This window comes from Burkholderia sp. RF2-non_BP3, from assembly GCF_001522185.1.
GTDB classification, from domain to species: Bacteria; Pseudomonadota; Gammaproteobacteria; order Burkholderiales; family Burkholderiaceae; genus Burkholderia; species Burkholderia diffusa.
In genome coordinates this window covers 68311-93289 of sequence record NZ_LOSU01000070.1, presented here as the reverse complement: position 1 = coordinate 93289, position 24979 = coordinate 68311, and the positions used below count along the sequence as shown (strand labels likewise).

Below are 24979 nucleotides of genomic sequence, written 5' to 3'. Positions count from 1 at the left end.
ACCCGCGATGCAACCGATCCGGACGATGCGGCCCGCCGAGGCCGGCTTCACCGCCGCCGCGCGGCGCCTGCTGCGCGCGAAACTCCCGCCGGCCGCGCTGCTCGCGGCGGCGGCCGTGACCGTTGCGGCCGTCGTCGCGGCGACGGGCTGGCGCGCCGCCGGCCCCGCGCCGAGCGCCGCGCAGCTCGACGAATGGCAGGCGATGGTCGCGCAGGCCGTCGAGCCGCACGCGCTCGCGCAATTGCGCACCCTCGCGCGGCGCGGCTCGGGCGACGCGCAGGCGGCGCTCGGCATCGCGCTCGTCGATGCGCGCGAGCCGGGGCTGCGCGACGAGGGACGCGGCTGGCTCGAAACCGCCGCGCAGGCGGACGCGAAAGCCGACACGCCGGCCGCGCGGCGTGCGCAGCTGGCGCTCGGCAAGGCGCTGCTGCTCGGCAGCGGCGACCTTCCGAAGGACTACGCACGCGCCCGCACGCTGCTCGGCGAAGCGGCCGGACACGGCGATCCGGCCGCCGCGTATTACCTCGGGCTGATCTATCGCAGCGGCTACGGCATCGCTGCCGACCCGGTGCAGGCCGCGCACTGGTTCGAGATCGCGTCGCGCGCGGACATCCCGGCCGCGGATTTCATGCTCGCGAACGCGTACCGCGAAGGCAGCGGCGTGCCGCGCGACGAAGCGCGCGCGCTCGCGCTGTATCGCCGTGCGGCGGAACACGAGCTGCCGGAAGCCGTGCAAACGCTCGCGATGGCCTATCGCAACGGCGAGCTGGGGCTCAAGCCCGACGCGGACGAATTCCATGCGCAGTGGATCGAGACCGCGCATGCGTTGAAGCATCCGGTCGTCGCGCCGTGACGGTGCGTCGGCCGCGCGGGCACAGACGCGGCGGCAGAGCGAGCTGACGCCCCGCGCATCCACCGCCCGCAACGGGAATCGGCCCGCCAGGACGCCAGCCCTGAAGGGGCAGGACGCTGCTTGCCCGCGAAAACGTCCGAAGAGGGCGTCAAGGCGCTGGTGCAGATCGAGAAGCACCAAGCCGCGCGGGCGGCGGCTTTGCGCAGGTCGCGTGCGGGCCGCCGCCCCGGCCCCGCCTGTCGTGCGCGCCGCCCGTCACGCACGGCCCCCTGTCGCTACAATAGGCGCCATGAACGCCCCCACCTCCTCCGACACGCCCGATTCCGGCGACGCGCACATCGCGCGCAACCGGCTCGAGGCGCACCTGGACGCCGCGCCGCGCGCGTGGCCGCTCGACATCGTCGCCGCCACCGGCTCGACCAACGCCGACGTCGCGACGCGCCTCAAGGCGCTGCCGCGCACCGCGAACGCGCTGCCCGCGCCGCTCGTGCGCGTCGCGTTCGAGCAGACGGCGGGCCGCGGCCGGCAAGGCCGTCCCTGGTTCGCGCAGCCCGGCAACGCGCTGCTCTGCTCGGTCGGCTGCATCGTGCCGCGCCCCGTCGACGCGCTGGGCGGCCTCAGCATCGCGATCGGCGTTGCGCTCGCGGAAGGGCTCGCCACGCTGCCGCTCGACGCCCGCACGCGCGTCGCGCTCAAATGGCCGAACGACCTGCTGCTGACGACCGCCGCCGACGGCACGTCGCGCATCGTCGGCAAGCTTGCCGGGATCCTGATCGAAACCGTCTGGACCACCGCCGACGCGACCGCCGTCGTGATCGGCTTCGGCATCAACGTGCGCGGCGCGGAAGCCGTCGCCGCGCAGGTCGATGCGCTGCGTGCGCGCGAAGCGACGCTCGCGAGCGGGCTGCCGCCGGCGGCGCTGTCGGCCGCGTGCGCGTCGGCGAACCTCACCGATACGCTCGCCGCGGCGCTGAACGCGCTCACGCCCGCACTCGCGCAGTTCGGCACCGACGGGCTCGCGCCGTTCCTGCCGCGCTGGCACGCGCTGCACGCTTATGCGGGGCGCGAAGTCGTGCTGCTCGAACAGGGCGTCGAACGCGTGCGCGGCATCGCGACGGGCATCGACGCGACCGGCCAGCTGCTGCTCGACACGCCCGACGGCATCCAGGCGATCGCGGCCGGCGACATATCGCTGCGCGAAGCGCAATGAACGAACCGCATCTGCTGATCGACGCCGGCAACAGCCGGATCAAGTGGGCGCTCGCCGACGCGCAGCGCACGCTCGTCGACACCGGCGCGTTCGGCCATACGCGCGACGGCGGTGCCGATCCCGACTGGTCGGCCCTGCCGCGTCCGCATGGCGCATGGATCTCGAACGTCGCGGGCGCCGACGTGGCCGCGCGGCTCGACGCGCTGCTCGACGCCCGTTGGCCGGGCCTGGCGCGCACGACGATCCGCTCGCGACCCGCGCAATGCGGCGTGACGAACGGCTATACGACGCCCGAGCAGCTCGGCAGCGATCGCTGGGCCGGCCTGATCGGCGCACGGGCGGCGTTTCCGGGCGAGCATCTGCTGATCGCGACGTTCGGCACGGCGACGACGCTCGAAGCGCTGCGCGCGGACGGCCGTTTCACCGGCGGGCTGATCGCGCCGGGCTGGGCGCTGATGATGCGCGCGCTCGGCACGCACACCGCGCAGCTGCCGACGCTGACCACCGACATCGCGAGCGGGCTGCTCGCGGGCGCGCAGGCCGAGCCGTTCCAGGTCGATACGCCGCGCTCGCTGTCGGCGGGCTGCCTGTACGCGCAGGCGGGGCTGATCGAGCGCGCATGGCGCGATCTCGCCGATGCGTGGCAGGCACCCGTGCGGCTCGTGCTGGCAGGCGGCGCGGCGGACGATGTCGCGCGCGCGCTGACGCTGCCGCATACGCGGCACGACGCGCTGATCCTGTCGGGGCTTGCGTTGATCGCCGCGGACGCGGCGGAGCGGAATTGACGGAAACCGGTCGGCATCGCGCCGGCCGCGTCGACGCAGGCCCGAGCGCGGGCTTCGTCACGGTGGGGACGGAAAACGGGCGCCGGCGCGTGCGCCCATGCAGACAGCCGGCCGCACGTGCCTGCGGCCCGAGCGAACGGTTGAACGACTGAACAACGACGAGGAGTGTCGACGATGCTGCGCTGGCTGATCGCTGTTCTCATTCTCGCGAACCTGCTTGCGTTCGTCGCCGTGCGCGGCGTGTTCGGGCCGCTGCCGGCGGCCGGCCCGCGCGAACCGGGCGTGCTGTCCCGGCAGGTTCGGCCCGATGCGTTGCATGCGATGCCGCTCGCGCAGGCGAGCGATCAGCCCGTGATCGGCGGTCCGATCGGCGCGCCGGCCGTGCCGGCCGAGCCGCTCGCGGCATCCGCGCCCTGACGGCGCGGCACCCGGATCAGGACTGCTGCGCGCGCACCTTCTTCAGCAGCGCGGTGGTCGAGCGGTCGTGCTCGAACGGAATCGCGAGCGCCCGCCCGCCCCAGCCGCGCACGATGGCCGATTCCGGCAGCGCGTCCATGTCGTAGTCGCCGCCCTTCACGAGAATGTCCGGACGGACGGCCTCGATCAGCGACACCGGCGTCTTTTCCTCGAATTTCACGACCCAGTCGACGCTTTCCAGCGCCGCGAGCAGCGCCATCCGGTCTTCCTCGCGGTTGATCGGGCGGTCGTCACCCTTGCCGAGCATGCGCACCGACGCATCGCTGTTCACGCCGACGATCAGGCACGCGCCGAGCGCCTTCGCATCGGCGAGATACGTGACGTGGCCACGGTGCAGGATGTCGAACACGCCGTTCGTGAACACGACGGGCGAAGGCAGCGAAGCGCGCAGGGCAACGAGGGCGTCGCGGGTGATCAGCTTGCGTTCGAAGGTAGCGGACATGATGAATTTCGGATGGCGTGAGCGGCGCACGGTGCACGTCGCGACGAAACACGGCGGCGCCAGATAAAAAGCCCGCCGGATGGCCGGGCGGGCTTCATGCGGGAATACACTGCGGCGATCGCGACCGGCGGCGCTTCACGCCGGCTGCGATGCCGCGCGGCCTCAGGCCGGTTGCGCGGCCGACGACGGGCCACTTTCGGACTGCAGACGGCCGGTGACTTCCTTGCGATAGCGATTCAGCTCCTGGGCGGTCGCGAACGTGCGCTCGAACAGGATCGACAGGTTGTGCAGGATCCGTTCGACGACCTTCTTTTCCCACTCGCCGTCGAAGCGGATCTGCTCGTCGAGCCAGCGCTCGAGCCATTCCGGATCGGGCAGGCGCGACTGCACGGTGTCGCGCGGGAACAGCGCCTGGTTCACGTGCAGGTTGGTCGGGTGCAGCGGCTTCTCGGTGCGGCGCGCCGACGCCATCAGCACGCCGATTTTCGCGAACGCCGCGCGCGCGACGTCGCCGCAATTGTTCAGCGCCTTCTTCATGTAGCGCAGGTATGCGCCGCCATGGCGCGCTTCATCGCGCGAAATCGTTTCGTAGATGTGCTTGATGACCGGCTCGGTATGCCAGTCGGCCGCGCAGCGATACCAGTGGTTCAGGCGGATCTCGCCGCAGAAATGCAGCATCAGCGTCTCGAGCGGCGGCGCCGGATCGAACTCGAAGCGCACCGCGTGCAGTTCCTCTTCGGTCGGCACCATTTCCGGCCGGAAGCGGCGCAGGTATTCCATCAGCACGAGCGAATGCTTCTGCTCCTCGAAGAACCACACGCTCATGAACGCGGAAAAGTCGCTGTCGTGCTGGTTGTCGCGCAGGAACATCTCCGTCGCGGGCAGCGCCGACCATTCGGTGATCGCGTTCATCTTGATCGTCTTCGCCTGCTCGTCGGTGAGCAGCGAAGCGTCGAACTTGTCCCACGGAATGTCCTTCTCCATGTCCCAGCGGACAGCTTCGAGCGACCTGTAAAGTTCCGGATAAAGCATGGTGTTCATGATGGTCCCACCCCTGTTCTGCGCAATGCGACTTCTCTAAACGTGACTGTTGCCGCGTGGGCGCGCGAGCGCGCCTTTTGCAGCCAAGACTCTAATTTTACGCGTGTATCCAGCCCCCGGACGCAGTTTCCGCGTCCGGCAACCGGGCGGCCGCGCCGCCGCCTTGAAGCACGCCGCGGCCCCGCTCTGCTCGAACGGTACCGGCCGCGCGTGCCTGATGTGGGGGCCGGCGCAGGCCGGCTCGGTGGCGAGCCCGCCCGGCGCCACGCGGTTCCCGGACGGGTTCCCGTGCGACCGCCGGACCGGCGGGCTGCTCGATATGGTGTATACGGCGGCGGCCATGATAGCACGCGCGCATGACGGTTCCGAGACGTGGAGCCGGTCGCGCGCCGCCAACGTCGGTGCGGCGATCGGTCGCGGGCGGCCGTCGCGAAAACGCAACCGATATGTAAGTTTCATCCGTTTCGGCCCCGCTCCGCGCGCGTCAGACCCGAATTTCTCCGGTCGCGCGGCCGCTCTCCGGCGGCAGGCCGGATGCCGGCCCGCTGCCGCCGTCGGCCCCCGCGATCCAGTTCGCCAGCGTGTCGCGCTGCGCGCGCCCGTCGCGATAGCCGAGCTCGATCAGCTCGCGCGTGAAGGCCTCCTCGAACAGCAGGTAGCTCGCGAACGACGCGCCGGCCGGCTGGCTGCCGCCGATCGCGCCGAGCAGCCCGCGCATCGTCGCCGGCATCTGCTTCAGGTGTTTCGCGGCGATCAACTCGATGCGCTCGGACGGTGCGATCGCGAGCACGTCGACGTGCCGCCAGCCGCTGTCCACTTCGACCTGGTGCGGCAAGTGCTCGATCATCTGATTGATGTGCTCGATCCGCTCGATGTCCGAGCCGATCGAGTCGAGAAACACGCTCGCGAGCACCTGCTGGCCGATCTGCGCGAGCGTCGGGTAGCCGCGCACCCGTCCCGAACCGTTCGCGGCCGGGATCTCGGGCCGCGGGTCGGCCGCGCCGACGACGACGATCCGGTTCGCGCCGAAGTGGATTGCCGGCGACAGCGGTGCGACCTGCCGGATCGAGCCGTCGCCGAAATATTCGATCTGGCCGTCGAGCACGAGCGGCACGGCCGGAAACACGAACGGAATGGCCGACGACGCAAGCAGGTGCGATGCCGACAGATCGACGAGCCGCGCGGTGCGCTGCGCGCGCCGCCAGGCCTGGATCGGCTCGGCGGCCTGGTAGAACGTCAGGTGCCGGCCGCTCGAATAGCTGAGCGCCGTCACCGAGAGCGCGTGCAGCAGTCTGCTCTCGAGCATCTGCTCGATCCGGTGAAAGCTCAGCTCGCGCTGCAGCAGATGTGCGAGCGGCGCGTTGTCGAGCAGCCCGCGCGGCGACCGGCGCGCCGCCCAGCCGAAGGTCATCGTCGCGAGCCAGCGTGCGCCCGCCGCCGCGATGCCGAGCCAGTCGGTGCGATACACGTAGTCCGCGCGCAGCGGTTCCCAGAATTCGAGCAGACGGCGCACGCCGTGCGAAAAGTCGTCCGCGTGGCTCGCGATCGACGTCGCGTTGATCGCGCCGGCCGACGAGCCGCAGACGACCGTGAACGGCACGGTGTGCCGGTTCGGATCTGCCTCGCGCGCGATCTCGGCCAGCGCCTTCAGCACGCCGACCTGATAGGCGGCACGTGCGCCGCCTCCCATCAGCACGAGCGCGAGCCGCATGATCGACCTGCTATCCGGTTGGCGTCACGTCGAGCGCTTCGGCGGACGCGTTTCGGGCGACGAGGCGGCCGCCGCGCGCGCCGCGGCCGAGCCGGCCGGCTTCGCACGCTTCGCGGCCGGCTTGCGCGGCGCGGCGGCCGCGGCCGGTGCGGGCTGCTCCGCCCGCGCCGTCGATGCGGCATGCCCGGACGGCGCGGCGCCCGCCTCCGCGGGCTGCGCGCCCGGCTGCGTCATCGCGAGGCTCGCGAGCTGGTTGAACTGCGCCTGCAGCAGGTTCCACCAGCCGGCCGGATCGAACGCCTGCTGCGCGGCGTCGCCTGCGGGCGGTTCGTCAGCCGCGGCAGCGGCATCCGGTGCTTGCGGCGCATCGGCGCGCGGCGCGGACGCCGCTTGCGCGGCCGCGGCCGCCGCCTCCTCGGCCGCCGACATCGAGCTTTGCGCGAACGCGCCGAACGCGCGCAGCGTCGCGAGCGTCGCGCGCTGCACCTCGAGCGCCTGGATCGCGGACTGCAGCATGCCGAGATTGAGCTTGAGCCACTGCTCGACCGCGCGCAGATCGGTGATCCGCTTGTCGAGCTCCTCGACGCTCGTGAGCGGCGCCATCATGTCGGACATGCTCGACAGCGACGGCGGCAGCCCCGACGCGGCGCCGGGAAACGACGCCATCCCGCCGAACGGCGACATCCGCATCATGTCCCACATCCGGTCGAGCATGTCGGCAGGCTTGAAACCGGCAAAGCCGGCGAAAGGATTGGAGCCGGAGGCATCGGTCGTCATACGGGCATCCTGGTTGACTGGGTGGGCGATGCGGCCGGCACGAGTCGCGCGGCCGCCCTTGATCCGATCATAACGCGCGTCAGAACGGTGCGTCGCCGGGGAAATCGGGCGGGCGCCGCTCGCGCAGCGAGCGGATGCCTTCCTGCACGTCGGGCCCCGAGAAACCCATGAATTCGAGCGCGAGCGACGTATCGAAGGTCGGCCCGGCGCTGCGCAGCCAGTTGTTCAGCGCGTACTTGGTCCAGCGGATCGCCGACTGCGACCCGTGCGCGAGCCGCTCAGCGACCTCGTACGCCTTCGGCAGCAGGTCGGCCGGCTCGACCGCGAGCGACACGAGGCCGATCCGCTCGGCCTCCTCGCCGCTCACCGGTTCGCACAGCAACAGGTAATACTTCGCCTTCGCCATCCCGCACAACAGCGGCCACACGATCGCCGCGTGATCGCCGGCCGCGACGCCGAGCCGCGTATGGCCGTCGATGATGCGCGCATCCTTCGCGGCGATCGAGACGTCGGCGAGCAGCCCGGCGACGAGCCCCGCGCCGACGGCCGGGCCGTGCATCGCGGACACGATCGGCTTGCTGCAATTGATCACGTTGTAGACGAGGTCGCGCGCCTCGCGCCACACGCGGGCGCGCACGTCGAAGTCGTTCGCCATCGCCTCGACGAGCGCGAGATCGCCGCCCGCCGAAAAGCCCTTGCCCTCGCCGCGGATCACCGCGACGCGCGTGTCGGGATCGCGGTCGACGTCGCGCCAGATGTCGGCGAGCTCGCGATGCATGCGCTCGTTCGCGGTCGCGAGGCCGCTGCGGTTCGCACCTTCGCCGCTCATCACGATGTCGAGCACGCCATGATCGCGGCGCGTCACCTTCAATGCTTCGTAACCGCCGTACGCGGCGAGATCGGTCATGCGCAGCTCCCGGGTTCTTGAAATGCTGAAACGCCTGAATCGAGTGTAGCCAAGCCCGCGCGGGCAAACATCAGGCGAAACCCGGCGCGCGGGCCGGAGCCGGGGTTCGCTCCGGGTTTCGCGCAGACGTCAGGCCGCGCCGTCGGGCGGGGCGACCGACTGCTCGATCGCACCGAAGATCGACTTGCCGGCCGCGTCGAACATCTCGATGCGCACGGTATCGCCGTAGCGCATGAATTCGGTCTGCGGCGCGCCGTGCTCGATCGTCTCGAGGCAGCGCTTCTCGGCGATGCAGCAGTAGCCGCGCTTCGCGTCCTTGTTCGACACCGTGCCCGAGCCGACGATCGAGCCGGCACGCAGGTTACGCGTCTTCGCCGCATGCGCGATCAGCTGGCCGAAGTGGAACACCATGTCGGTGCCCGCGTCGGGCTGGCCGACCTTCCTGCCGTTCCAGTGGACGATCATCGGCCGGTGCACGCGGCCCTCGCGCCATTCGTCGCCGAGCTCGTCGAGCGTCACCGCGACCGGTGCGAACGCGGTGGCCGGCTTGCTCTGGAAGAAGCCGAAGCCCTTCGCGAGTTCGGCCGGAATCAGGTTGCGCAGCGACACGTCGTTCACGAGCGTGACGAGCCGCACGGCCTTCAGCGCGTCGTCGGGCGATGCGCTCATCGGCACGTCGCCGGTGATCACCGCGACCTCGGCCTCGAAGTCGATGCCCCATTCCTCGGACGGGCACACGATGTCGTCGCGCGCGCCGAGGAAATCGTCGCTGCCGCCCTGGTACATCAGCGGATCGGTCCAGAACTCCGGCGGCATCTCGGCGCCGCGCGCGCGGCGCACGAGCTCGACGTGGTTCACGTACGCGGAGCCGTCGGCCCACTGGAACGCGCGCGGCAGCGGCGCCATGCAGTTCGCCGGGTCGAACGCGAATGCGTTGCGCGCGCGGCCGTGGTTCAGCGCGTCGTACAGATCGCGCAGTTGCGGCGCGTAGAACGCCCAGTCGTCGAGGACGCGCTGCAGCGTCGGTGCGATCGCATCGGCGATCGCCGCGGTGTGCAGGTCGCGCGACACGACGATCAGCTGGCCGTCGCGCGTGCCGTCCTTCAGCGATGCAAGTTTCATGGGGTATCTGCCGTTGTAGTGACGATGGAGGGAATCTATTTTACGATGGTGAATCCGTGCGGCGCGCCACGATCGTGCGCGCCGTTTTCGTCCCGACCCTTGCCGCCTTGTCGCGCCCCGTTGCCCATGCCCGCCAGCCCGCTTCCCGACGACGATCTCGCCGATTCCGACACCGACGACACCGGCTCCGGCGAGCACGGCGAAGGCGGCGAGAAGGTCCGCTCCGGCATCCAGTCGATCGAGGTCGGCTTCCGCCTGCTCGACGTGCTGACGAGCGAGCCGCGCGCGATGATGCTGCGCGATCTCGCGCAGCGGGCGGGCATGAGCCCGGCGAAGGCGCACCGCTATCTGGTCAGCTTCTCGCGGCTCGGCGTCGTGTCGCAGGATCCCGTGTCGGGCCGCTACGAACTCGGCGGCTTCGCGCTGCAGATGGGGCTCGCGCGGCTCGCGCGCGTCGACGGCGTGAAGCTCGCGCGGATCGCGCTGACCGAGTTGCGCGACCGCGTCGACCAGACGGTCGGCATCGCGGTGTGGGGCAACCAGGGGCCGACGATCGTGCACTGGATGGAATCGAGCCACCCCGCGAAGGCGTCGCTGAAGCTCGGCGACGTGATGCCGTTGCTCGGCTCCGCGACGGGCCTGCTGTTCGCCGCGTACCTGCCGCGCAGCAAGACCGCGGCGATGCTCGAACGCGAGCTCGCCGATACGCGCCGCTCGCCGCATCACGGCGGCCCACGCACGCTCGACGAGGTCGAGGCGGTGCTCGCCGACGTGCGCGCGCATCAGGCCGCGCGCGTCGAAGGGATGCTGCTGCCGACGATCCATGCGTTCTGCATGCCGGTGTTCGATGCGGTCGGCGAACTCGCGCTCGCGATCGTCGCGCTCGGCCAGGAAGGCATGTTCGACATCGCGTGGGGCGGCGAGATGGACACCGCGCTGCGTGCATGCGCGCAGAAACTGTCTTACGAACTCGGCTATAGTCCGGACGCGCGCGACGCCTGACACGCGGGGCGTGCGACACCCGCGCGATGTACCGCGAACGCGCGGCGCACCCGGCGGTCCGATGGCTGTGACGCGCGCCGCGCGCCACGACTGCCCCAACCCTGTTCCGTTTCGCCGATGCCGCCTGCCGACACCCGTCCTCGTCACGCCCTGCCCCGCCACTGGCTGCGCGTGGGCGTCGCGCTCGTCGTCGTGTTGGTGCTGCACGCGCTCGCGGCGTTGTGGCTGACGCGCAGCCGCGATGCGTTCACGCCGCCCGCGCCCGCCGAAATACCGGTGCAGATCGAGCTGCTGAAGCCGCGGCCGATCGAACGCCAGCCCGCGCCGAAGCCGGCCGAACATCCCGCCGAGCCAGCGCCGGCGAAGCCGGCCCCCGCCGCGCCGAAGCCTGCGGCGAAACCCGCGCCGTCGCCCGAGCCGGTCCTCACGTCGACGCAGACGGCCGAGCAAGGCGAGCCGCCGCCGGCCGCCGCCTCCGCGGCCTCTGCCGCGAGCGGCGCGGCAGGCGCATCCGGCACGCAGGCGGCATCGGCCGGCGAAGCCGGCGGTGCCGCGACGCCGGGCCCCGCGACGAGCGGCGTGAAGTTCGCCGCGCCGCCGCCCGGCGACCTGCAGTACGACACGTTCTACAACGGAATGCAGAACATGATCGGCACGATCCACTGGCGCACCGACGGCCGCACCTACGACCTGTCGGTGTCGATGCCCGTGCCGTTCGTCGGCCCGTTCAGCTATCGCAGCGAAGGCCGCATCGACGCATTCGGCGTCGCACCCGACCGCTATGTCGAGAAGCGCGGCAAACGGCCCGAGGACATCGCGATCTTCAACCGCGAGATCCGCCAGGTCGTCTTCACGCGCACGCCGAACAACGCGCCGCTGCCCGACGGCGTGCAGGATCGCTTCAGCATGCTGATGCAGCTGTCGGGGCTCGTGCGCGGCAATCCGTCCGCGTATCAGCCGGGCGTCACGCAGCAGTTCTTCGTGATCGACAACAACAACGGCGAGACCTGGCCGATCACGGTGATCGGCGACGAGGACGTGCAGACGCAGGCCGGCATCGTCCGCGCACGCCACTTCATGCGGCTGCCGCGCCGCGACGGCGACACGCGCCGCATCGACATGTGGCTCGCGCCGTCGCTCGGCTGGCTGCCCGCGCGGCTCGTACAATCGGAACCGAACGGCTCGCAGATCGAACTGCTGTGGCACGGCCGGCTCGCCCCGCCCGATGCGCCTGCCGATGGCGCGACGCAAGGCGCAACGAACCAAGGCGCAACGAACGCGCCTGCCAGCGCACCGGCCGCGGAGCCGGCACAACCCGCGCCGGCGCCCGCCGAGCAGGCACCAGCGGTTGCGCCGCCGGCAGCGTCGCAGCCCGTGCAGTGACGATCGACCAATCGGCAATTTCGACCGATTAAAGCTCTCGCCAAAATGGCCGATGACACTCTTTAACAACTATTTCGGTGCACCGGATCACAATAAGAAACGTTTGATAGATATCGGCTTCTAACCCGATACACCCCACGCAAACGGGAGAACGGGGTGTGCAGCGCAAGCCCCTTGAAACCGGCAAGGCCTGCCCCACCTACGGGACAACAAGGCCAGATGCCACTGCGAAGAGGAGTGCCGCCATGCAAATGATCTACAACAGCCCCAACTACTGCGTCGTCGAGTTTGCGCCGCAGGCCGGCCACCATCTGATGAATGCCGGCGGATACGAAATCGTCGACAAGAACGCGCAGCGCGAGATCTTCATCGACGGCGAACTCGCCGAGCGATTCCGCGCACACGTGAAGCAACTGATCGAGGATGAACCGTCGCTCGACGAAGTGGACGAATTCCTCGGACAGTTCGACAGTCTGATGATGATGCCCGTCGTCCTGCACTGACGACCCGCGGCCCGGCGCATCGCCGGGCCATTCGCCGCGTTCGAGCGGCGCCGCGAGCACTCCGATCCAAGCCCCCGTCCGGTTCGCCGGGCGGGGGTTTTCGTTTGTTGGCGCGGGCCGGGCGGCGCCCCGGCGCACCGGCTACAATGACGGTTTTCCCGTCTTCGCCGCTCGTCCGCCATGTCCGCGACCCCTCTCGCCGCTTCCGCCCCGCTCGACGCGCCCTACACGCGCGGCGCCGACCTGCCCGCGCTGCTGAAATCGCGCATCCTGATCCTCGACGGCGCGATGGGCACGATGATCCAGCGCTACAAGCTCGACGAGGCCGCGTATCGCGGCGAGCGTTTCAAGGATTTCCCGCGCGACATCAAGGGCAACAACGAACTGCTGTCGCTCACGCAGCCGCAGATCATCAGCGAGATCCACGACCAGTACTTCGCGGCCGGCGCGGACATCGTCGAAACCAACACGTTCGGCGCGACGACGGTCGCGCAGGCCGACTACGGGATGGAAGACCTCGTCGTCGAGATGAACGTCGAATCGGCGCGGCTCGCGCGCGAATCCGCCGCCCGCTACAGCACGCCGGCCAAGCCGCGCTTCGTCGCGGGCGCGATCGGGCCGACGCCGAAGACGGCTAGCATCTCGCCGGACGTCAACGACCCGGGCGCGCGCAACGTCACGTTCGACGAATTGCGCAACGCGTATTACCAGCAGGCGAAGGCGCTGCTCGACGGCGGCGTCGACCTGTTCCTCGTCGAGACGATCTTCGACACGCTGAACGCGAAGGCCGCGCTCTTCGCGCTCGACGAACTGTTCGAGGACACCGGCGAGCGCCTGCCGATCATGATCTCGGGCACCGTGACCGACGCGTCGGGCCGCATCCTGTCGGGCCAGACGGTCGAGGCGTTCTGGAATTCGCTGCGTCACGCGAAGCCGCTCACGTTCGGCCTGAACTGCGCGCTCGGCGCGGCGCTGATGCGCCCGTACATCGCCGAGCTCGCGAAGCTGTGCGACACCTACGTGTCGTGCTACCCGAACGCGGGCCTGCCGAACCCGATGAGCGACACCGGCTTCGACGAGACGCCGGACGTCACGTCGGGCCTGCTGAAGGAATTCGCGCAGGCCGGGCTCGTGAACCTCGCGGGCGGCTGCTGCGGCACGACGCCCGAGCACATCGCCGAGATCGCGAAGGCGCTAGCCGACGTGAAACCGCGCCGCTGGCCGAGCCAGTACAGCGACGCCGCCTGACCGACCGCCCCAACGCCCGCCCTATCTCATACGAATTCGCACCGCCATGACCGATCACATGATGCGCCTTGCCGGCCTCGAGCCGTTCAACGTCACGTCCGGGACGCTCTTCATCAACGTCGGTGAACGCACCAACGTCACCGGCTCGAAGGCATTCGCGCGGATGATCCTCAACGGCCAGTTCGACGAGGCGCTCGCCGTCGCGCGCCAGCAGGTCGAGAACGGCGCGCAGGTGATCGACATCAACATGGACGAGGCGATGCTCGATTCGAAGGCGGCGATGGTGCGCTTCCTGAACCTGATCGCATCCGAGCCGGACATCGCGCGCGTGCCGATCATGATCGACTCGTCGAAGTGGGAAGTCATCGAGGCGGGCCTCAAGTGCGTGCAGGGCAAGGCGATCGTGAACTCGATCTCGCTGAAGGAAGGCGAGGAAGCGTTCCGCCACCACGCGAACCTGATCCGCCGCTACGGCGCGGCCGCGGTCGTGATGGCGTTCGACGAGACGGGCCAGGCCGATACCTACGAGCGCAAGACCGAGATCTGCAAGCGCTCGTACGACTTCCTCGTGAACGAAGTCGGCTTCCCGCCGGAGGACATCATCTTCGACCCGAACATCTTCGCGGTCGCGACCGGCATCGAGGAGCACAACAACTACGCGGTCGACTTCATCGAGGCGACCCGCTGGATCAAGCAGAACCTGCCGTACGCGAAGGTGAGCGGCGGCGTGTCGAACGTGTCGTTCTCGTTCCGCGGCAACGACCCGGTGCGCGAGGCGATCCACACCGTGTTCCTGTATCACGCGATCCAGGCGGGCATGGACATGGGCATCGTGAACGCGGGGCAGCTCGGCGTGTATGCCGATCTCGACCCGGAACTGCGCGAGCGCGTCGAGGACGTGATCCTGAACCGCCGCGCGGATTCCACCGACCGCCTGCTCGAGATCGCCGACAAGTTCAAGACCGGCGCAGCGAAGAAGGAGGAGAACCTCGAGTGGCGCAACCAGCCGGTCGAGAAACGCCTCGCGCACGCGCTCGTGCACGGCATCACGAACTTCATCGTCGACGATACGGAAGAAGCGCGCGCGGCCATCGCCGCGGCCGGCGGCCGCCCGATCAACGTGATCGAAGGCCCGCTGATGGACGGGATGAACATCGTCGGCGACCTGTTCGGCCAGGGCAAGATGTTCCTGCCGCAGGTCGTGAAGTCGGCGCGCGTGATGAAGCAGGCGGTCGCGCACCTGATTCCGTTCATCGAGGAAGAGAAGCGCCTGCTCGCGGAAGCGGGCGGCGACGTGCGTGCGAAGGGCAAGATCGTCATCGCGACCGTGAAGGGCGACGTGCACGACATCGGCAAGAACATCGTGTCGGTCGTGCTCCAGTGCAACAACTTCGAAGTGGTCAACATGGGCGTGATGGTCCCGTGCAACGAGATCCTCGCGAAGGCGAAGGTCGAGGGCGCGGACATCATCGGGCTGTCGGGCCTCATCACGCCGAGCCTCGAGGAAATGGCGTACGTCGCGTCCGAGATGCAGCGCGACGACTACTTCCGCGTGAAGAAGATTCCGCTGTTGATCGGCGGCGCGACGACCTCGCGCGTGCATACGGCCGTGAAGATCGCGCCGCACTACGAAGGCCCCGTCGTCTACGTGCCGGACGCCTCGCGCTCGGTGTCGGTCGCGTCGAACCTGCTGTCGGACGAAGGCGCGGCGAAGTACCTCGACGAACTGAAGTCCGACTACGAACGGATCCGCGACCAGCACGCGAACCGCAAGGCGCAGCCGATGGTCACGCTCGCCGAAGCGCGCGCGAACAAGACGAAGATCGACTGGGCCGGCTACCAGCCCGTGAAGCCGAAGTTCATCGGCCGCCGCGTGTTCCGGAACTACGACCTGAACGAGCTCGCGAACTACATCGACTGGGGCCCGTTCTTCCAGACCTGGGACCTCGCGGGCCCGTACCCGGCGATCCTGAACGACGAAATCGTCGGCGAATCGGCGCGGCGCGTGTTCTCGGACGCGAAATCGATGCTCGCGCGCCTGATCCAGGGCCGCTGGCTGACCGCGAACGGCGTGATCTCGCTGCTGCCGGCGAACACGGTCAACGACGACGACATCGAGATCTACACCGACGAGTCGCGCTCGGAAGTGCTGATGACGTGGCGCAACCTGCGCCAGCAGAGCGTGCGTCCGGTGGTCGACGGCGTGATGCGCCCGAACCGCTCGCTCGCCGACTTCATCGCGCCGAAGGAATCGGGCGTCGCCGACTACATCGGGATGTTCGCGGTCACGGCCGGGCTCGGCGTCGACGTGAAGGAAAAGCAGTTCGAAGCCGACCACGACGACTACAGCGCGATCATGCTGAAGGCGCTCGCCGACCGCTTCGCGGAAGCGTTCGCCGAAGCGATGCACGCGCGCGTGCGGCGCGAGCTGTGGGGTTATGCGAGCGGCGAGACACTCGACAACGACGCGCTGATCGCCGAGAAGTACGCGGGCATCCGCCCGGCGCCCGGCTACCCGGCGTGCCCCGACCACCTGGTGAAGCGCGACATGTTCGACGTGCTGCAGGCGAACGAGATCGGCATGAGCGTGACCGATTCGCTGGCGATGCTGCCGGCGGCCAGCGTGTCGGGTTTCTACCTCGCGCACCCGGACAGCACGTATTTCTCGGTCGGGAAAATCGGTCAGGATCAGCTCGAGGACTACGCGCAACGCATGGCCCTGTCGCTCGACGACGCGCGCCGCGCGCTCGCGCCGCAGCTCTGATCGATGCGCGACCGGGGCGGCCTCGGCGCCTTTTGATCAGACAAATAAAAAGCCCGCGTCGCGCGGGCTTTTTCTTGCCTGATCAATCCTGCGGCCGCGTCGGCCGGGCAACGAAGCTCAGAAGCCCCAGTGCACGTCGGCCTCGCCGGCCTTCGCTTCACGCAGCATCGTGAGGAACGGCGCGACGCGCTGCGCCAGGCTCGGCGGCACTTCGTGGTGCGCGTGGTCGTCTTCGTCCTCGTGGAAATGGCCCGCGTGCTCGGCGCGCTCCTGCTTCGCCTGCGCGACGGCGCCTTCCAGCTTGGCGATCGCGTGGTCCAGTTCGTCGTGCGTAATGACGCCGCGTTCGCCCAGCTGCTTGCCGACGAGGCCCAGCACGTATACGGCGAAATCCTTCAGCACGTCGAGATCCTGTGCCGCCTTGCTCTTGAACGTAATCATGACAATTCCCTTTTCATCTTGTTGTGCCCGCGCGGCGCAGTTGGGGGGACGCCGGCAGACCGGCGTCCGGCCTCGCGGACGCGGGGCGCCTGAGCGGCATATTAGCACCTGTTAAAATTCTGCGATCCCTGAAACGCGCGCTTAAAAAGCGCGCCGGCCGGCCGGCGTTTCCGGTCGCCACCAACGAAGCCTTCTACCAGCATGCTGCCAGCACACAAACAGACCCTCGAAGCCCTGCTCGCGGATAGCGTCACGCAGGTCGCACACGCGCTGAAAGGCGCCGACGCGGCATTCGTCACCCCGGCCATCACGCTGGAGCGCCCGAAGGTCGCCGCGCACGGCGACGTCGCGTGCAACGTCGCGATGCAGCTCGCCAAGCCGCTCGGCACGAACCCGCGCCAGCTCGCCGAGAAGATCGTCGCCGCCCTCACGGCCCAGCCGGCCGCGCAAGGGCTCGTCGACGCGGCCGAAATCGCCGGCCCCGGCTTCATCAACCTGCGCCTGACGGCCGCCGCGAAACAGGCGGTGATCGCCGCCGTGTTCGACCAGGGCCGCGCGTTCGGCACGTCGGAGCGCGAAAAGGGCAAGCAGGTGCTGCTCGAGTTCGTGTCGGCCAACCCGACCGGCCCGCTGCACGTCGGCCACGGCCGCCAGGCGGCGCTCGGCGACGTGCTCGCGAACGTGATCGCGAGCCAGGGCTACGCGGTGCACCGCGAGTTCTACTACAACGACGCCGGCGTGCAGATCGGCAACCTCGCGATCTCGACGCAGGCGCGCGCGCGCGGCCTGAAGCCGGGCGACGCGGGCTGGCCGGAAGCCGCGTACAACGGCGAATACATCGCCGACATCGCACGCGATTACCTGAACCGCGAGACGGTGGCCGCGAAGGACGGCGAGCCGGTCACCGGCGCGGGCGACATCGACGATCTCGACGCAATCCGCAAGTTCGCGGTCGCGTACCTGCGTCACGAGCAGGACATGGACCTGCAGGCGTTCGGCGTGAAATTCGACCAGTACTACCTCGAGTCGTCGCTGTACAGCGAAGGCCGGGTCGAGAAGACGGTCGACGCGCTGATCAAGGCCGGCATGACCTACGAGCAGGACGGCGCGCTGTGGCTGCGCACGACCGACGAAGGCGACGACAAGGATCGCGTGATGCGCAAGTCGGACGGCACGTACACGTACTTCGTGCCGGACGTCGCGTACCACGTGACGAAATGGGAGCGCGGCTTCACGAAGGTGATCAACATCCAGGGCTCGGACCACCACGGCACGATCGCGCGCGTGCGCGCGGGCCTGCAGGGCCTGCACGTCGGCATTCCGAAGGGTTATCCCGACTACGTGCTGCACAAGATGGTCACCGTGATGCGCGACGGCCAGGAAGTGAAGCTGTCGAAGCGCGCGGGCAGCTACGTGACTGTCCGTGACCTGATCGAATGGTCGGGCGGCGCGGCGCCGGGCCAGGAAGCGGCACCCGACCTGATCGACGAGGCGACCATCACGCGCGGCCGCGACGCGGTCCGTTTCTTCCTGATCTCCCGCAAGGCCGACACCGAATTCGTGTTCGACATCGACCTCGCGCTGAAACAGAACGACGAGAACCCGGTCTATTACGTCCAGTACGCGCACGCGCGGATCTGCTCGGTGCTCAACGAACTGAAGTCGCGCTACAACGTCGAGGCGGCGCAGCTGCCCGGCGCCGACCTGTCGCAGCTCACGAGCCCGCAGGCCGTGTCGCTGATGCAGAAGCTCGCCGAGTATCCGGACATGCTCACGCACGCGGCGAACGAACTGGCGCCGCACGCGGTCGCGTTCTACCTGCGCGATCTCGCTGGTGAATTCCACTCGTTCTACAATGCGGAGCGCGTGCTGGTCGACGACGAAGCGCCGCGCAACGCGCGCGCCGCGCTCCTCGCCGCGACCCGGCAGGTGCTCGAGAATGGTCTGGCGGTGCTCGGCGTGTCCGCGCCCGCCAAGATGTAAGCGGCCCGAACCGGGCTGCGAATGGCCGCGGCGGGCGCCGCCGTCGGATGCCCGCCGCGGCCTTTTCACGATTCTTTTTGCAGGTGACTCAAGCAATGGCACAACCACGCCGAACTTCGAAGCAATCGAAACAAGCCGGAGGGACATTTCTTGGAATCGTGCTGGGCCTGATCGTCGGCCTCGCGATCGCGGTGGTGGTGGCGCTCTACATCACGCGTTCGCCGTCGCCGTTCGTGTCGAAGGTCGCGCCGCCGCCCGCCGACAACGGCGCGAGCCAGCCGCAGCAGTTCGACCCGAACCGCGCGCTGCAAGGCAAGACGCCCGGCCAGCCGGTGCCGCAGGCCGCGCAGCCCGCGCCGCCCAATACCGCGCCCGGCCAGGCCGCGAACCAGACCCAGGGCGGCCTGCTGCCCGAGCCGCAGATCGTCGAAGTGCCGCCGTCGGGCAACACGAACGGCACGACCGGCTCGAACGCGTCGAACAATGCGTCGTCGGGCAACGGCGTCGCCGTCGCGCCGAAGCCGGCCGACAACACGCCGCCGCCGAAGAAGACGCAGCAGGCGCAGCAACAGCAACAACAGCAGCAAGGCGGCGAGGACGACCTCGCGCGCTTCGCCGCGCAGAAGCAGGCGCAGCAGGCTGCCGCGCAGAAACAGCAGCAACAGCAACAGGCCGCGAACACGCCGAAGCCGGCGCCGTCCGCGACGTCCTCCGCGGCAGCGAAACCGCCGACCGCGAACGATGCGAACACCGGCTACTTCCTGCAGGTCGGCGCGTACAAGACGGAAGGCGACGCCGAGCAGCAGCGCGCGCGCCTGGGCTTCCAGGGCTTCGAGTCGAAGGTGTCGAAGCGCGATGTCAGCGGCGTGACCTATTTCCGCGTGCGCGTCGGCCCGTTCTCGAAATTCGAGGATATGAACTCGGCCCGTCAGCGCCTGTCCGATGCAGGTGTCGACACGGCGGTGATCCGTTTCACGAAGCAGTAAGCAACCGGCCGCGCCCACGCAGAACCCGTTACGTTTCGTAACCCGAGCAACTGATTCGACGTCTACAACATGAAAAAACTGCTTAGCACGCTCCTTCTGTCCCTGGGCCTGGCCGCCGCCGGCTTCGCCCAGGCAACGCCGGCCGCACCGGTGTCCGGCAAGGACTTCGAGGTGATGAAGTCGCCGCAGCCGGTGTCCGCGCCGGCCGGAAAGGTCGAGGTCATCGAGTTCTTCTGGTACGGCTGCCCGCACTGCTACGAATTCGAGCCGACGATCGAGGCCTGGGTGAAGAAGCAGGGCAACAACATCGACTTCAAGCGCGTGCCGGTCGCCTTCCGCGACGATTTCGTCCCGCACTCGAAGCTGTTCTACGCGGTGTCGGCGCTCGGCATCTCGGAGAAGGTCACGCCGGCGATCTTCAACGCGATCCACAAGCAGAAGAACTACCTGCTGACGCCGCAGGCGCAAGCCGACTTCCTGGCGACGCAAGGCGTCGACAAGAAGCAGTTCATGGACGCGTACAACTCGTTCAGCGTGCAGGGCCAGGTGAAGCAGTCGGCCGAGCTGCTGAAGAACTACGCGATCGACGGCGTGCCGACGGTCGTCGTCCAGGGCAAGTACAAGACGGGCCCGGCTTACACGAACAGCATTCCGGGTACCGCGCAGGTGCTCGATTACCTCGTGAAGCAGGTTCAGGACAAGAAGCTCTGATCCCCGCCCGCGCGCCGGCATGACTACTCCGCTGAAGGTCTTCATCACCGGCGCGTCGAGCGGCCTCGGCCTCGCGATGGCCGAGGAATACGCCCGCCAGGGCGCCACGCTCGCCCTCGTCGCGCGCCGCACCGAGGCCCTCGATGCGTTCGCGCGACGCTTTCCCAAGCTGTCCGTCTCCGTCTACTCCGCCGACGTGCGCGACGCCGATGCGCTCGCCACGGCCGCCGCGTCGTTCATCGCCGCGCACGGCTGCCCCGACGTCGTGATCGCGAACGCCGGCATCAGCCAGGGCGCCGTCACGGGACAAGGCGATCTCGCCACGTTCCGCAACGTGATGGACATCAACTATTACGGGATGGTCGCGACGTTCGAGCCGTTCGTCGGCCCGATGACGGCCGCGCGCCACGGCACGCTGGTCGGCGTCGCGAGCGTCGCGGGCGTGCGCGGCCTGCCCGGTTCCGGCGCGTACAGCGCGTCCAAGTCGGCCGCGATCAAGTATCTCGAGGCGCTGCGCGTCGAGCTGCGCCCGGCCGGCGTCGGCGTCGTGACGATCGCGCCCGGCTACATCCGCACGCCGATGACCGCGCACAACCCGTACCGGATGCCGTTCCTGATGGACGCCGACCGCTTCGCGGCCCGCGCCGCACGCGCGATCGCCCGGCAGCACGCGTTCCGCGTGATTCCGTGGCAAATGGGCGTCGTCGCGAAGGTGCTGCACGTGCTGCCGCGCTGGCTCTACGACCGTCTGTTCGAAAAGGCGCCGCGCAAGCCGAAGGCCGGCGCGCACTGAGTGCATCGGGTGTCCGGCGCGTCTGTCGCGCCGCCCCGCCCGCGTGCGGCGCTTCCTTCTGTCGGCCGTATCACGGATCGCACGCCGCGATCCTTCCGCTTCTCCGCTTCCGCCGCCCCAGCAAATTCGCGCCGGCCCGTCTCAATTTGCAGTCTCCCCGCAACCGCCTCGCCCGCCCGCCATTCACTGCCGCACCTGCCTTCGCCTCCCCCGCCGCTGCGCCGCCCCAACACGCATTCCGTCGCGAACGCAGCCGTTTTTCGCTCAACTCGCCGCGTTCCGGCGCCTTTTTTCACGCGCGGCACGCTTTGACGGTATGCTATCCGCCAGCCGCGCCGGCCTGCTCGCTGTCGGGCCGCGCCCGCATTCCGACACCCGGCAAAAAATCACAAGTCACATGGGAGAACCTATGCAGGTCAAGCTGTTCGCCGCGGCCGCGCTCGCCGCCGCCCTCGCCGCTCCCGGCCTCGCCGCCGCCAAGCCGCTCACCGTCTGCACGGAATCGAGCCCGGACGGCTTCGACGTCGTGCAGTACAACTCGCTCGTCACGACCAACGCATCGGCCGACGTGATCTTCAACACGCTCGTGTCGTACGACGAAGCCGCGAAGAAGGTCGTACCCGCGCTCGCCGACAAATGGGAAGCGAGCGCCGACGGCCTCACGTACACGTTCCACCTGCGCCCGAACGTCGCGTTCCAGACCACCGACTACTTCAAGCCGGGCCGCCCGCTGAGCGCGGACGACGTCGTGTTCACGTTCTCGCGGATGCTCGACGATGCGAACCCGTGGCACAAGGTCGCCGGCGCGAGCGGCTTCCCGCACGCGCAGTCGATGGGCCTCGTGAAGCTCGTGAAGTCGGTCGCGAAGGTCGACGACAGCACGGTGAAGTTCGTGCTGAACGAGCCGAATGCGACGTTCGTGCCGATCCTGACGATGGGCTTCGCGTCGATCTACTCGGCCGAATACGCGGACCAGCTGCTGAAGGCCGGCAAGCAGGCCGACCTGAACGCGAAGCCGATCGGCACCGGCCCGTTCGTGCTGAAGAGCTACACGAAGGACGCGCTGATCCGCTACGACGTGAACCCGGCCTACTGGGGCACGAAGCCGAAGGTCGACCGGCTGATCTACGCGATCACGCCCGACGCGTCGGTGCGCATGCAGAAGGTGAAGGCCGGCGAATGCCAGATCGCGCTGTCGCCGAAGCCGCAGGACGTGCTCGCGGCCAAGGGCGAAAGCGCGCTGAAGGTCGTGCAGACGCCCGCGTTCATGACCGCGTTCGTCGCGCTGAACACGCAGAAGAAGCCGCTCGACAACGACAAGGTGCGCGAGGCGCTGAACCTCGCGTTCGATCGCGCGACCTACCTGAAGGTGGTGTTCGACAACACGGCGACGGCCGCGAACAACCCGTATCCGCCGAACACGTGGAGCTACGCGAAGGACGTCGCGCCGTATGCGTACGATCCCGCGAAGGCGAAGCAGTTGCTCGCGCAGGCCGGTTTCCCGAACGGCTTCTCGACGACGATCTGGACGCGCCCGACGGGCAGCGTGCTGAACCCGAACCCGAAGGCCGGCGCGGAACTGCTGCAAGCCGACCTCGCGAAGATCGGCGTGAAGGCCGAGGTGAAGGTGATCGAATGGGGTGAGCTGATCAAGCAGGCGAAGCTCGGCCAGCACGACATGCTGTTCATGGGCTGGGCCGGCGACAACGGCGATCCGGACAACTACCTGTCGCCGCTGTTCAGCTGCAACGCGGTGAAGTCGGGCATCAACTTCGCGCGCTTCTGCGACGCGCAGCTCGACAAGCTGATCGCCGACGGCAAGGCGACCGCCGATCAGGCCAGGCGCGCGAAGCTGTACGAATCCGCGCAGAAGATCATCCACGACCAGGCGCTGTGGATTCCGCTCGGCTACCCGACCGCGGCCGCGCTCACGCGCGCGAACGTGAGCGGCTATCACGTCAGCCCGTTCGGCCGCCAGAACTTCGCGGCGGTCGCCGTGCAGTAACCGCACGTGGCGCGCAAGCGACGGCACGCCCGCCCGTCGCTTGCGGCCCGCGCGCCGCGCTTGCTACACTGCGCGCTCATTCCTCATACCGGACGCCAGCCAAAGTGAACAACTAAGCCTTCCAAAAAATGTTTTCGCCGCCGTGCCACGCACGCCGCGCGAAGGGTTTCACGCATTTTCGGAGGTGCTTATGGCTGCTGCCACGCCGACCGGCGCGCTCGTCGCGCTTCATCACGTTTCTTTCCGCTTCGACGACGGCGTCACGCTGTTCGATTCGCTCGACCTTTCCATCGATCGCACGCCGACGGGCATCGTCGGCCGCAACGGCGTCGGCAAGAGCCTGCTCGCGCAACTGATCGCGGGCCGGCGCACGCCGAGCGCGGGCACGATCGACCGGCAGACGCCGGTCGTCTACGTCGCGCAGCAACACGACGACGCGCGGGCCGGCACGCGGAGCGTCGCGGAAATCGCCGCGCTCGACGCGCCGCTCGCGGCCCTCGCGCGCCTCGCGGACGGGCGCGCGACGGCGCACGACTTCGACCTGATCGGCGATCGCTGGGACCTGGCCGAGCGGCTGCGCGCGGCGCTCGACGCGGCCGGCCTGCACGACGTGCGCGCCGACACGCCCGCGCATGCGTTGAGCGGCGGCCAGATGGCGCGCGTCGCGCTGGTCGGCGCGTTGCTGTCGGAAGCCGGGCTGCTGGTGCTCGACGAACCGACCAACCACCTCGATGCGCCGGGCCGTGCATGGCTGCGCGGCGCGCTGGACGGCTGGCGCGGCGGTGTCGTCGTCGTCAGTCACGACCGTGCGTTGCTCGCGCACGTGCAACGCATCGTCGAGCTGACGCCGCATGGCGTGCGCGCATACGGCGGCAACTACGCGCTGTATCGCGCGCAACGCGATGCGCAACACGATGCCGCGCAGGCCGCGCTCGAGCATGCGCGCACCGAGCGCGGGCGCGCGCGGCGCCGGCTCGAACAGGAACACGACACGATCCAGCGCCACGCGGCCGGCTCGCTGCGCGACGCGAAGGCGGCCAACCTGTCGTCGATGGCGCGACAGAGCCGCAAGGGGGCGGCTCGCGGCATCATGGGGACGGTCCGCCGTCACCAGAGCGAATGCAAGGCGACGCTCGATGCGCGCGTGCAGGAAGCCGCCGCGCGCGTCGAAGCCGACGCGCCGGTGCTCGTGTCGCTGCCGGGCACCGAGGTGAGCGCGCGCCGCCAGTTGTTCGCGCTCGAGCGCGCGCAATTGCCGTGGCGCACCGCGGGCCGCACGGACGCGATCACGTGGTCGGCCAGCGGCCCCGTGCGCATCGCGCTGACGGGCCCGAACGGCTGCGGAAAATCGACGCTGCTGCGCATGCTCGCCGGCGAACTCGCGCCGCGCGCCGGGACGTGCACGACGCACGTGAGCGCCGCGTATCTCGATCAGCAGCTCGCGCTGCTCGACCCCGAACGCTCGATCGTCGAGCAGTTGGGACGCCTCGATACGCCGCTCGCCGAAGGCGACCTTCGCAGCCGGCTCGCGCTGCTGCAGCTCGATGCCGCGCGCGCGACGCAGCCGGTGCACCGCCTGAGCGGCGGCGAACGGCTGAAGGCCGCGCTCGCGTGTGCGCTGTGGCGCGGCACGCCCGCGCAGCTGCTGCTGCTCGACGAGCCGACCAATCACCTCGATCTCGAATCGGTGCGCGCAATCGAAGCCGCGTTGGCTGGCTTCCCCGGTGCGCTCGTGGTCGCGTCGCACGACGACGCGTTTCTCGCGGCGCTCGCACCGACGCACACGATGCAGTGGCAGCGCGACGGGTGGCGTTACGAACCCGTCGCGTGACGGC

At 69.1% G+C, this 24979-nt stretch carries 22 protein-coding genes; 15 read left to right on the top strand and 7 right to left on the bottom strand.

Features of this window, described 5'->3' with window-relative positions; all coding sequences use genetic code 11:
* Nucleotides 1–7: 7 nt before the first annotated feature.
* The 4 genes from WS45_RS31145 (at nt 8) to WS45_RS31130 (ending at nt 3265) form a co-directional block, all read left to right on the top strand.
* Entirely contained in the window at nt 8–853 is an 846-nt protein-coding gene (locus WS45_RS31145; RefSeq protein ID WP_059691414.1) for a tetratricopeptide repeat protein, read from the top strand.
* 289 nt (nt 854–1142) lie between these two features.
* The gene (locus WS45_RS31140) at nt 1143–2063 is read left to right on the top strand and encodes a biotin--[acetyl-CoA-carboxylase] ligase (protein WP_059703279.1); all 921 of its coding nucleotides are present in this window, start codon (nt 1143–1145) and stop codon (nt 2061–2063) included.
* The gene (locus tag WS45_RS31135; protein ID WP_059703277.1) at nt 2060–2848 is read left to right on the top strand and encodes a type III pantothenate kinase; all 789 of its coding nucleotides are present in this window, start codon (nt 2060–2062) and stop codon (nt 2846–2848) included. Before WS45_RS31140 ends, WS45_RS31135 begins: the two co-directional genes overlap by 4 nt.
* A gap of 174 nt (nt 2849–3022) precedes the next feature.
* On the top strand, nt 3023–3265 hold the full coding sequence (locus WS45_RS31130) for a hypothetical protein (RefSeq protein ID WP_059691412.1): 243 nt from the start codon (nt 3023–3025) through the stop codon (nt 3263–3265).
* A 16-nt stretch (nt 3266–3281) separates the two neighbouring features.
* On the opposite strand, the gene rfaE2 is transcribed toward WS45_RS31130, so the two are convergent.
* The 6 genes from rfaE2 to WS45_RS31100 all read right to left on the bottom strand — a co-directional run bounded on the left by rfaE2 (nt 3282) and on the right by WS45_RS31100 (nt 9325).
* Nucleotides 3282–3767: a D-glycero-beta-D-manno-heptose 1-phosphate adenylyltransferase gene (gene rfaE2, locus WS45_RS31125; protein ID WP_059451616.1), complete on the bottom strand. Its 486-nt coding sequence runs from the start codon at nt 3765–3767 to the stop codon at nt 3282–3284.
* A gap of 162 nt (nt 3768–3929) precedes the next feature.
* A complete protein-coding gene (locus WS45_RS31120) occupies nt 3930–4808 on the bottom strand; it encodes a ferritin (protein ID WP_059451551.1) in 879 nt (292 codons plus the stop codon).
* Nucleotides 4809–5292: 484 nt separating this feature from the next.
* On the bottom strand, nt 5293–6519 hold the full coding sequence (locus WS45_RS31115; RefSeq protein ID WP_059523987.1) for a patatin-like phospholipase family protein: 1227 nt from the start codon (nt 6517–6519) through the stop codon (nt 5293–5295).
* A gap of 24 nt (nt 6520–6543) precedes the next feature.
* Nucleotides 6544–7296, bottom strand: coding sequence for a PhaM family polyhydroxyalkanoate granule multifunctional regulatory protein (locus WS45_RS31110; RefSeq protein ID WP_059691411.1), 753 nt, complete (start codon nt 7294–7296; stop codon nt 6544–6546).
* A 79-nt stretch (nt 7297–7375) separates the two neighbouring features.
* Nucleotides 7376–8203: an enoyl-CoA hydratase/isomerase family protein gene (locus WS45_RS31105; protein WP_059523983.1), complete on the bottom strand. Its 828-nt coding sequence runs from the start codon at nt 8201–8203 to the stop codon at nt 7376–7378.
* Between the two features lie 129 nt (nt 8204–8332).
* The gene (locus WS45_RS31100; RefSeq protein WP_059523981.1) at nt 8333–9325 is read right to left on the bottom strand and encodes a fumarylacetoacetate hydrolase family protein; all 993 of its coding nucleotides are present in this window, start codon (nt 9323–9325) and stop codon (nt 8333–8335) included.
* A 126-nt stretch (nt 9326–9451) separates the two neighbouring features.
* Between WS45_RS31100 and WS45_RS31095 the strand changes: the two genes are divergently transcribed.
* The 5 genes from WS45_RS31095 (at nt 9452) to metH (ending at nt 16225) form a co-directional block, all read left to right on the top strand.
* The gene (locus tag WS45_RS31095) at nt 9452–10327 is read left to right on the top strand and encodes an IclR family transcriptional regulator (RefSeq protein WP_059523979.1); all 876 of its coding nucleotides are present in this window, start codon (nt 9452–9454) and stop codon (nt 10325–10327) included.
* Nucleotides 10328–10444: 117 nt separating this feature from the next.
* Nucleotides 10445–11710: a DUF3108 domain-containing protein gene (locus WS45_RS31090; RefSeq protein ID WP_059703275.1), complete on the top strand. Its 1266-nt coding sequence runs from the start codon at nt 10445–10447 to the stop codon at nt 11708–11710.
* A gap of 245 nt (nt 11711–11955) precedes the next feature.
* Nucleotides 11956–12213 (top strand): BTH_I0359 family protein, encoded by a 258-nt coding sequence (locus WS45_RS31085; RefSeq protein WP_006477667.1) that lies wholly within the window; start codon nt 11956–11958, stop codon nt 12211–12213.
* Nucleotides 12214–12393: 180 nt separating this feature from the next.
* Nucleotides 12394–13461: a homocysteine S-methyltransferase family protein gene (locus WS45_RS31080; protein ID WP_059523975.1), complete on the top strand. Its 1068-nt coding sequence runs from the start codon at nt 12394–12396 to the stop codon at nt 13459–13461.
* A gap of 46 nt (nt 13462–13507) precedes the next feature.
* Entirely contained in the window at nt 13508–16225 is a 2718-nt protein-coding gene (gene metH / locus WS45_RS31075) for a methionine synthase (protein WP_059691409.1), read from the top strand.
* Between the two features lie 117 nt (nt 16226–16342).
* Here the strand turns inward: metH and WS45_RS31070 are convergent, their stop codons facing one another.
* Nucleotides 16343–16666 (bottom strand): DUF1840 domain-containing protein, encoded by a 324-nt coding sequence (locus tag WS45_RS31070; RefSeq protein WP_059523970.1) that lies wholly within the window; start codon nt 16664–16666, stop codon nt 16343–16345.
* 201 nt (nt 16667–16867) lie between these two features.
* On the opposite strand from WS45_RS31070, the gene argS reads away from it, so the two are divergent.
* The 6 genes from argS (at nt 16868) to WS45_RS31040 (ending at nt 24975) form a co-directional block, all read left to right on the top strand.
* Nucleotides 16868–18649: an arginine--tRNA ligase gene (gene argS / locus WS45_RS31065; RefSeq protein WP_059523968.1), complete on the top strand. Its 1782-nt coding sequence runs from the start codon at nt 16868–16870 to the stop codon at nt 18647–18649.
* A gap of 95 nt (nt 18650–18744) precedes the next feature.
* Nucleotides 18745–19635 carry an SPOR domain-containing protein gene (locus WS45_RS31060; protein WP_059703273.1) on the top strand — a complete coding sequence of 297 codons (891 nt, stop codon included), beginning with the start codon at nt 18745–18747 and terminating at the stop codon, nt 19633–19635.
* Between the two features lie 69 nt (nt 19636–19704).
* Nucleotides 19705–20346: a thiol:disulfide interchange protein DsbA/DsbL gene (locus WS45_RS31055; protein ID WP_059465878.1), complete on the top strand. Its 642-nt coding sequence runs from the start codon at nt 19705–19707 to the stop codon at nt 20344–20346.
* 19 nt (nt 20347–20365) lie between these two features.
* The gene (locus WS45_RS31050; RefSeq protein WP_059465877.1) at nt 20366–21139 is read left to right on the top strand and encodes an SDR family oxidoreductase; all 774 of its coding nucleotides are present in this window, start codon (nt 20366–20368) and stop codon (nt 21137–21139) included.
* Nucleotides 21140–21548: 409 nt separating this feature from the next.
* The gene (locus WS45_RS31045) at nt 21549–23144 is read left to right on the top strand and encodes an ABC transporter substrate-binding protein (RefSeq protein ID WP_059703272.1); all 1596 of its coding nucleotides are present in this window, start codon (nt 21549–21551) and stop codon (nt 23142–23144) included.
* Nucleotides 23145–23334: 190 nt separating this feature from the next.
* Entirely contained in the window at nt 23335–24975 is a 1641-nt protein-coding gene (locus tag WS45_RS31040) for an ABC-F family ATP-binding cassette domain-containing protein (RefSeq protein WP_059703270.1), read from the top strand.
* Nucleotides 24976–24979: the final 4 nt, after the last annotated feature.

What these genes read in the sequence shown, in the direction of transcription:
- WS45_RS31130 (WP_059691412.1), top strand. Translation starts at nt 3,023, where the DNA reads ATGCTGCGCTGGCTGATCGCTGTTCTCATTCTCGCGAACCTGCTTGCG.
- WS45_RS31080 (WP_059523975.1), top strand. Translation starts at nt 12,394, where the DNA reads ATGTCCGCGACCCCTCTCGCCGCTTCCGCCCCGCTCGACGCGCCCTAC.
- WS45_RS31045 (WP_059703272.1), top strand. Translation starts at nt 21,549, where the DNA reads ATGCAGGTCAAGCTGTTCGCCGCGGCCGCGCTCGCCGCCGCCCTCGCC.
- WS45_RS31145 (WP_059691414.1), top strand. Translation starts at nt 8, where the DNA reads ATGCAACCGATCCGGACGATGCGGCCCGCCGAGGCCGGCTTCACCGCC.
- WS45_RS31070 (WP_059523970.1), bottom strand. Translation starts at nt 16,666, where the DNA reads ATGATTACGTTCAAGAGCAAGGCGGCACAGGATCTCGACGTGCTGAAG.
- rfaE2 (WP_059451616.1), bottom strand. Translation starts at nt 3,767, where the DNA reads ATGTCCGCTACCTTCGAACGCAAGCTGATCACCCGCGACGCCCTCGTT.
- WS45_RS31095 (WP_059523979.1), top strand. Translation starts at nt 9,452, where the DNA reads ATGCCCGCCAGCCCGCTTCCCGACGACGATCTCGCCGATTCCGACACC.
- WS45_RS31105 (WP_059523983.1), bottom strand. Translation starts at nt 8,203, where the DNA reads ATGACCGATCTCGCCGCGTACGGCGGTTACGAAGCATTGAAGGTGACG.
- WS45_RS31120 (WP_059451551.1), bottom strand. Translation starts at nt 4,808, where the DNA reads ATGAACACCATGCTTTATCCGGAACTTTACAGGTCGCTCGAAGCTGTC.
- WS45_RS31085 (WP_006477667.1), top strand. Translation starts at nt 11,956, where the DNA reads ATGCAAATGATCTACAACAGCCCCAACTACTGCGTCGTCGAGTTTGCG.
- WS45_RS31060 (WP_059703273.1), top strand. Translation starts at nt 18,745, where the DNA reads ATGGCACAACCACGCCGAACTTCGAAGCAATCGAAACAAGCCGGAGGG.
- WS45_RS31115 (WP_059523987.1), bottom strand. Translation starts at nt 6,519, where the DNA reads ATGCGGCTCGCGCTCGTGCTGATGGGAGGCGGCGCACGTGCCGCCTAT.
- WS45_RS31050 (WP_059465877.1), top strand. Translation starts at nt 20,366, where the DNA reads ATGACTACTCCGCTGAAGGTCTTCATCACCGGCGCGTCGAGCGGCCTC.
- WS45_RS31135 (WP_059703277.1), top strand. Translation starts at nt 2,060, where the DNA reads ATGAACGAACCGCATCTGCTGATCGACGCCGGCAACAGCCGGATCAAG.
- WS45_RS31040 (WP_059703270.1), top strand. Translation starts at nt 23,335, where the DNA reads ATGGCTGCTGCCACGCCGACCGGCGCGCTCGTCGCGCTTCATCACGTT.
- metH (WP_059691409.1), top strand. Translation starts at nt 13,508, where the DNA reads ATGACCGATCACATGATGCGCCTTGCCGGCCTCGAGCCGTTCAACGTC.
- WS45_RS31090 (WP_059703275.1), top strand. Translation starts at nt 10,445, where the DNA reads ATGCCGCCTGCCGACACCCGTCCTCGTCACGCCCTGCCCCGCCACTGG.
- WS45_RS31100 (WP_059523981.1), bottom strand. Translation starts at nt 9,325, where the DNA reads ATGAAACTTGCATCGCTGAAGGACGGCACGCGCGACGGCCAGCTGATC.
- argS (WP_059523968.1), top strand. Translation starts at nt 16,868, where the DNA reads ATGCTGCCAGCACACAAACAGACCCTCGAAGCCCTGCTCGCGGATAGC.
- WS45_RS31140 (WP_059703279.1), top strand. Translation starts at nt 1,143, where the DNA reads ATGAACGCCCCCACCTCCTCCGACACGCCCGATTCCGGCGACGCGCAC.
- WS45_RS31110 (WP_059691411.1), bottom strand. Translation starts at nt 7,296, where the DNA reads ATGACGACCGATGCCTCCGGCTCCAATCCTTTCGCCGGCTTTGCCGGT.
- WS45_RS31055 (WP_059465878.1), top strand. Translation starts at nt 19,705, where the DNA reads ATGAAAAAACTGCTTAGCACGCTCCTTCTGTCCCTGGGCCTGGCCGCC.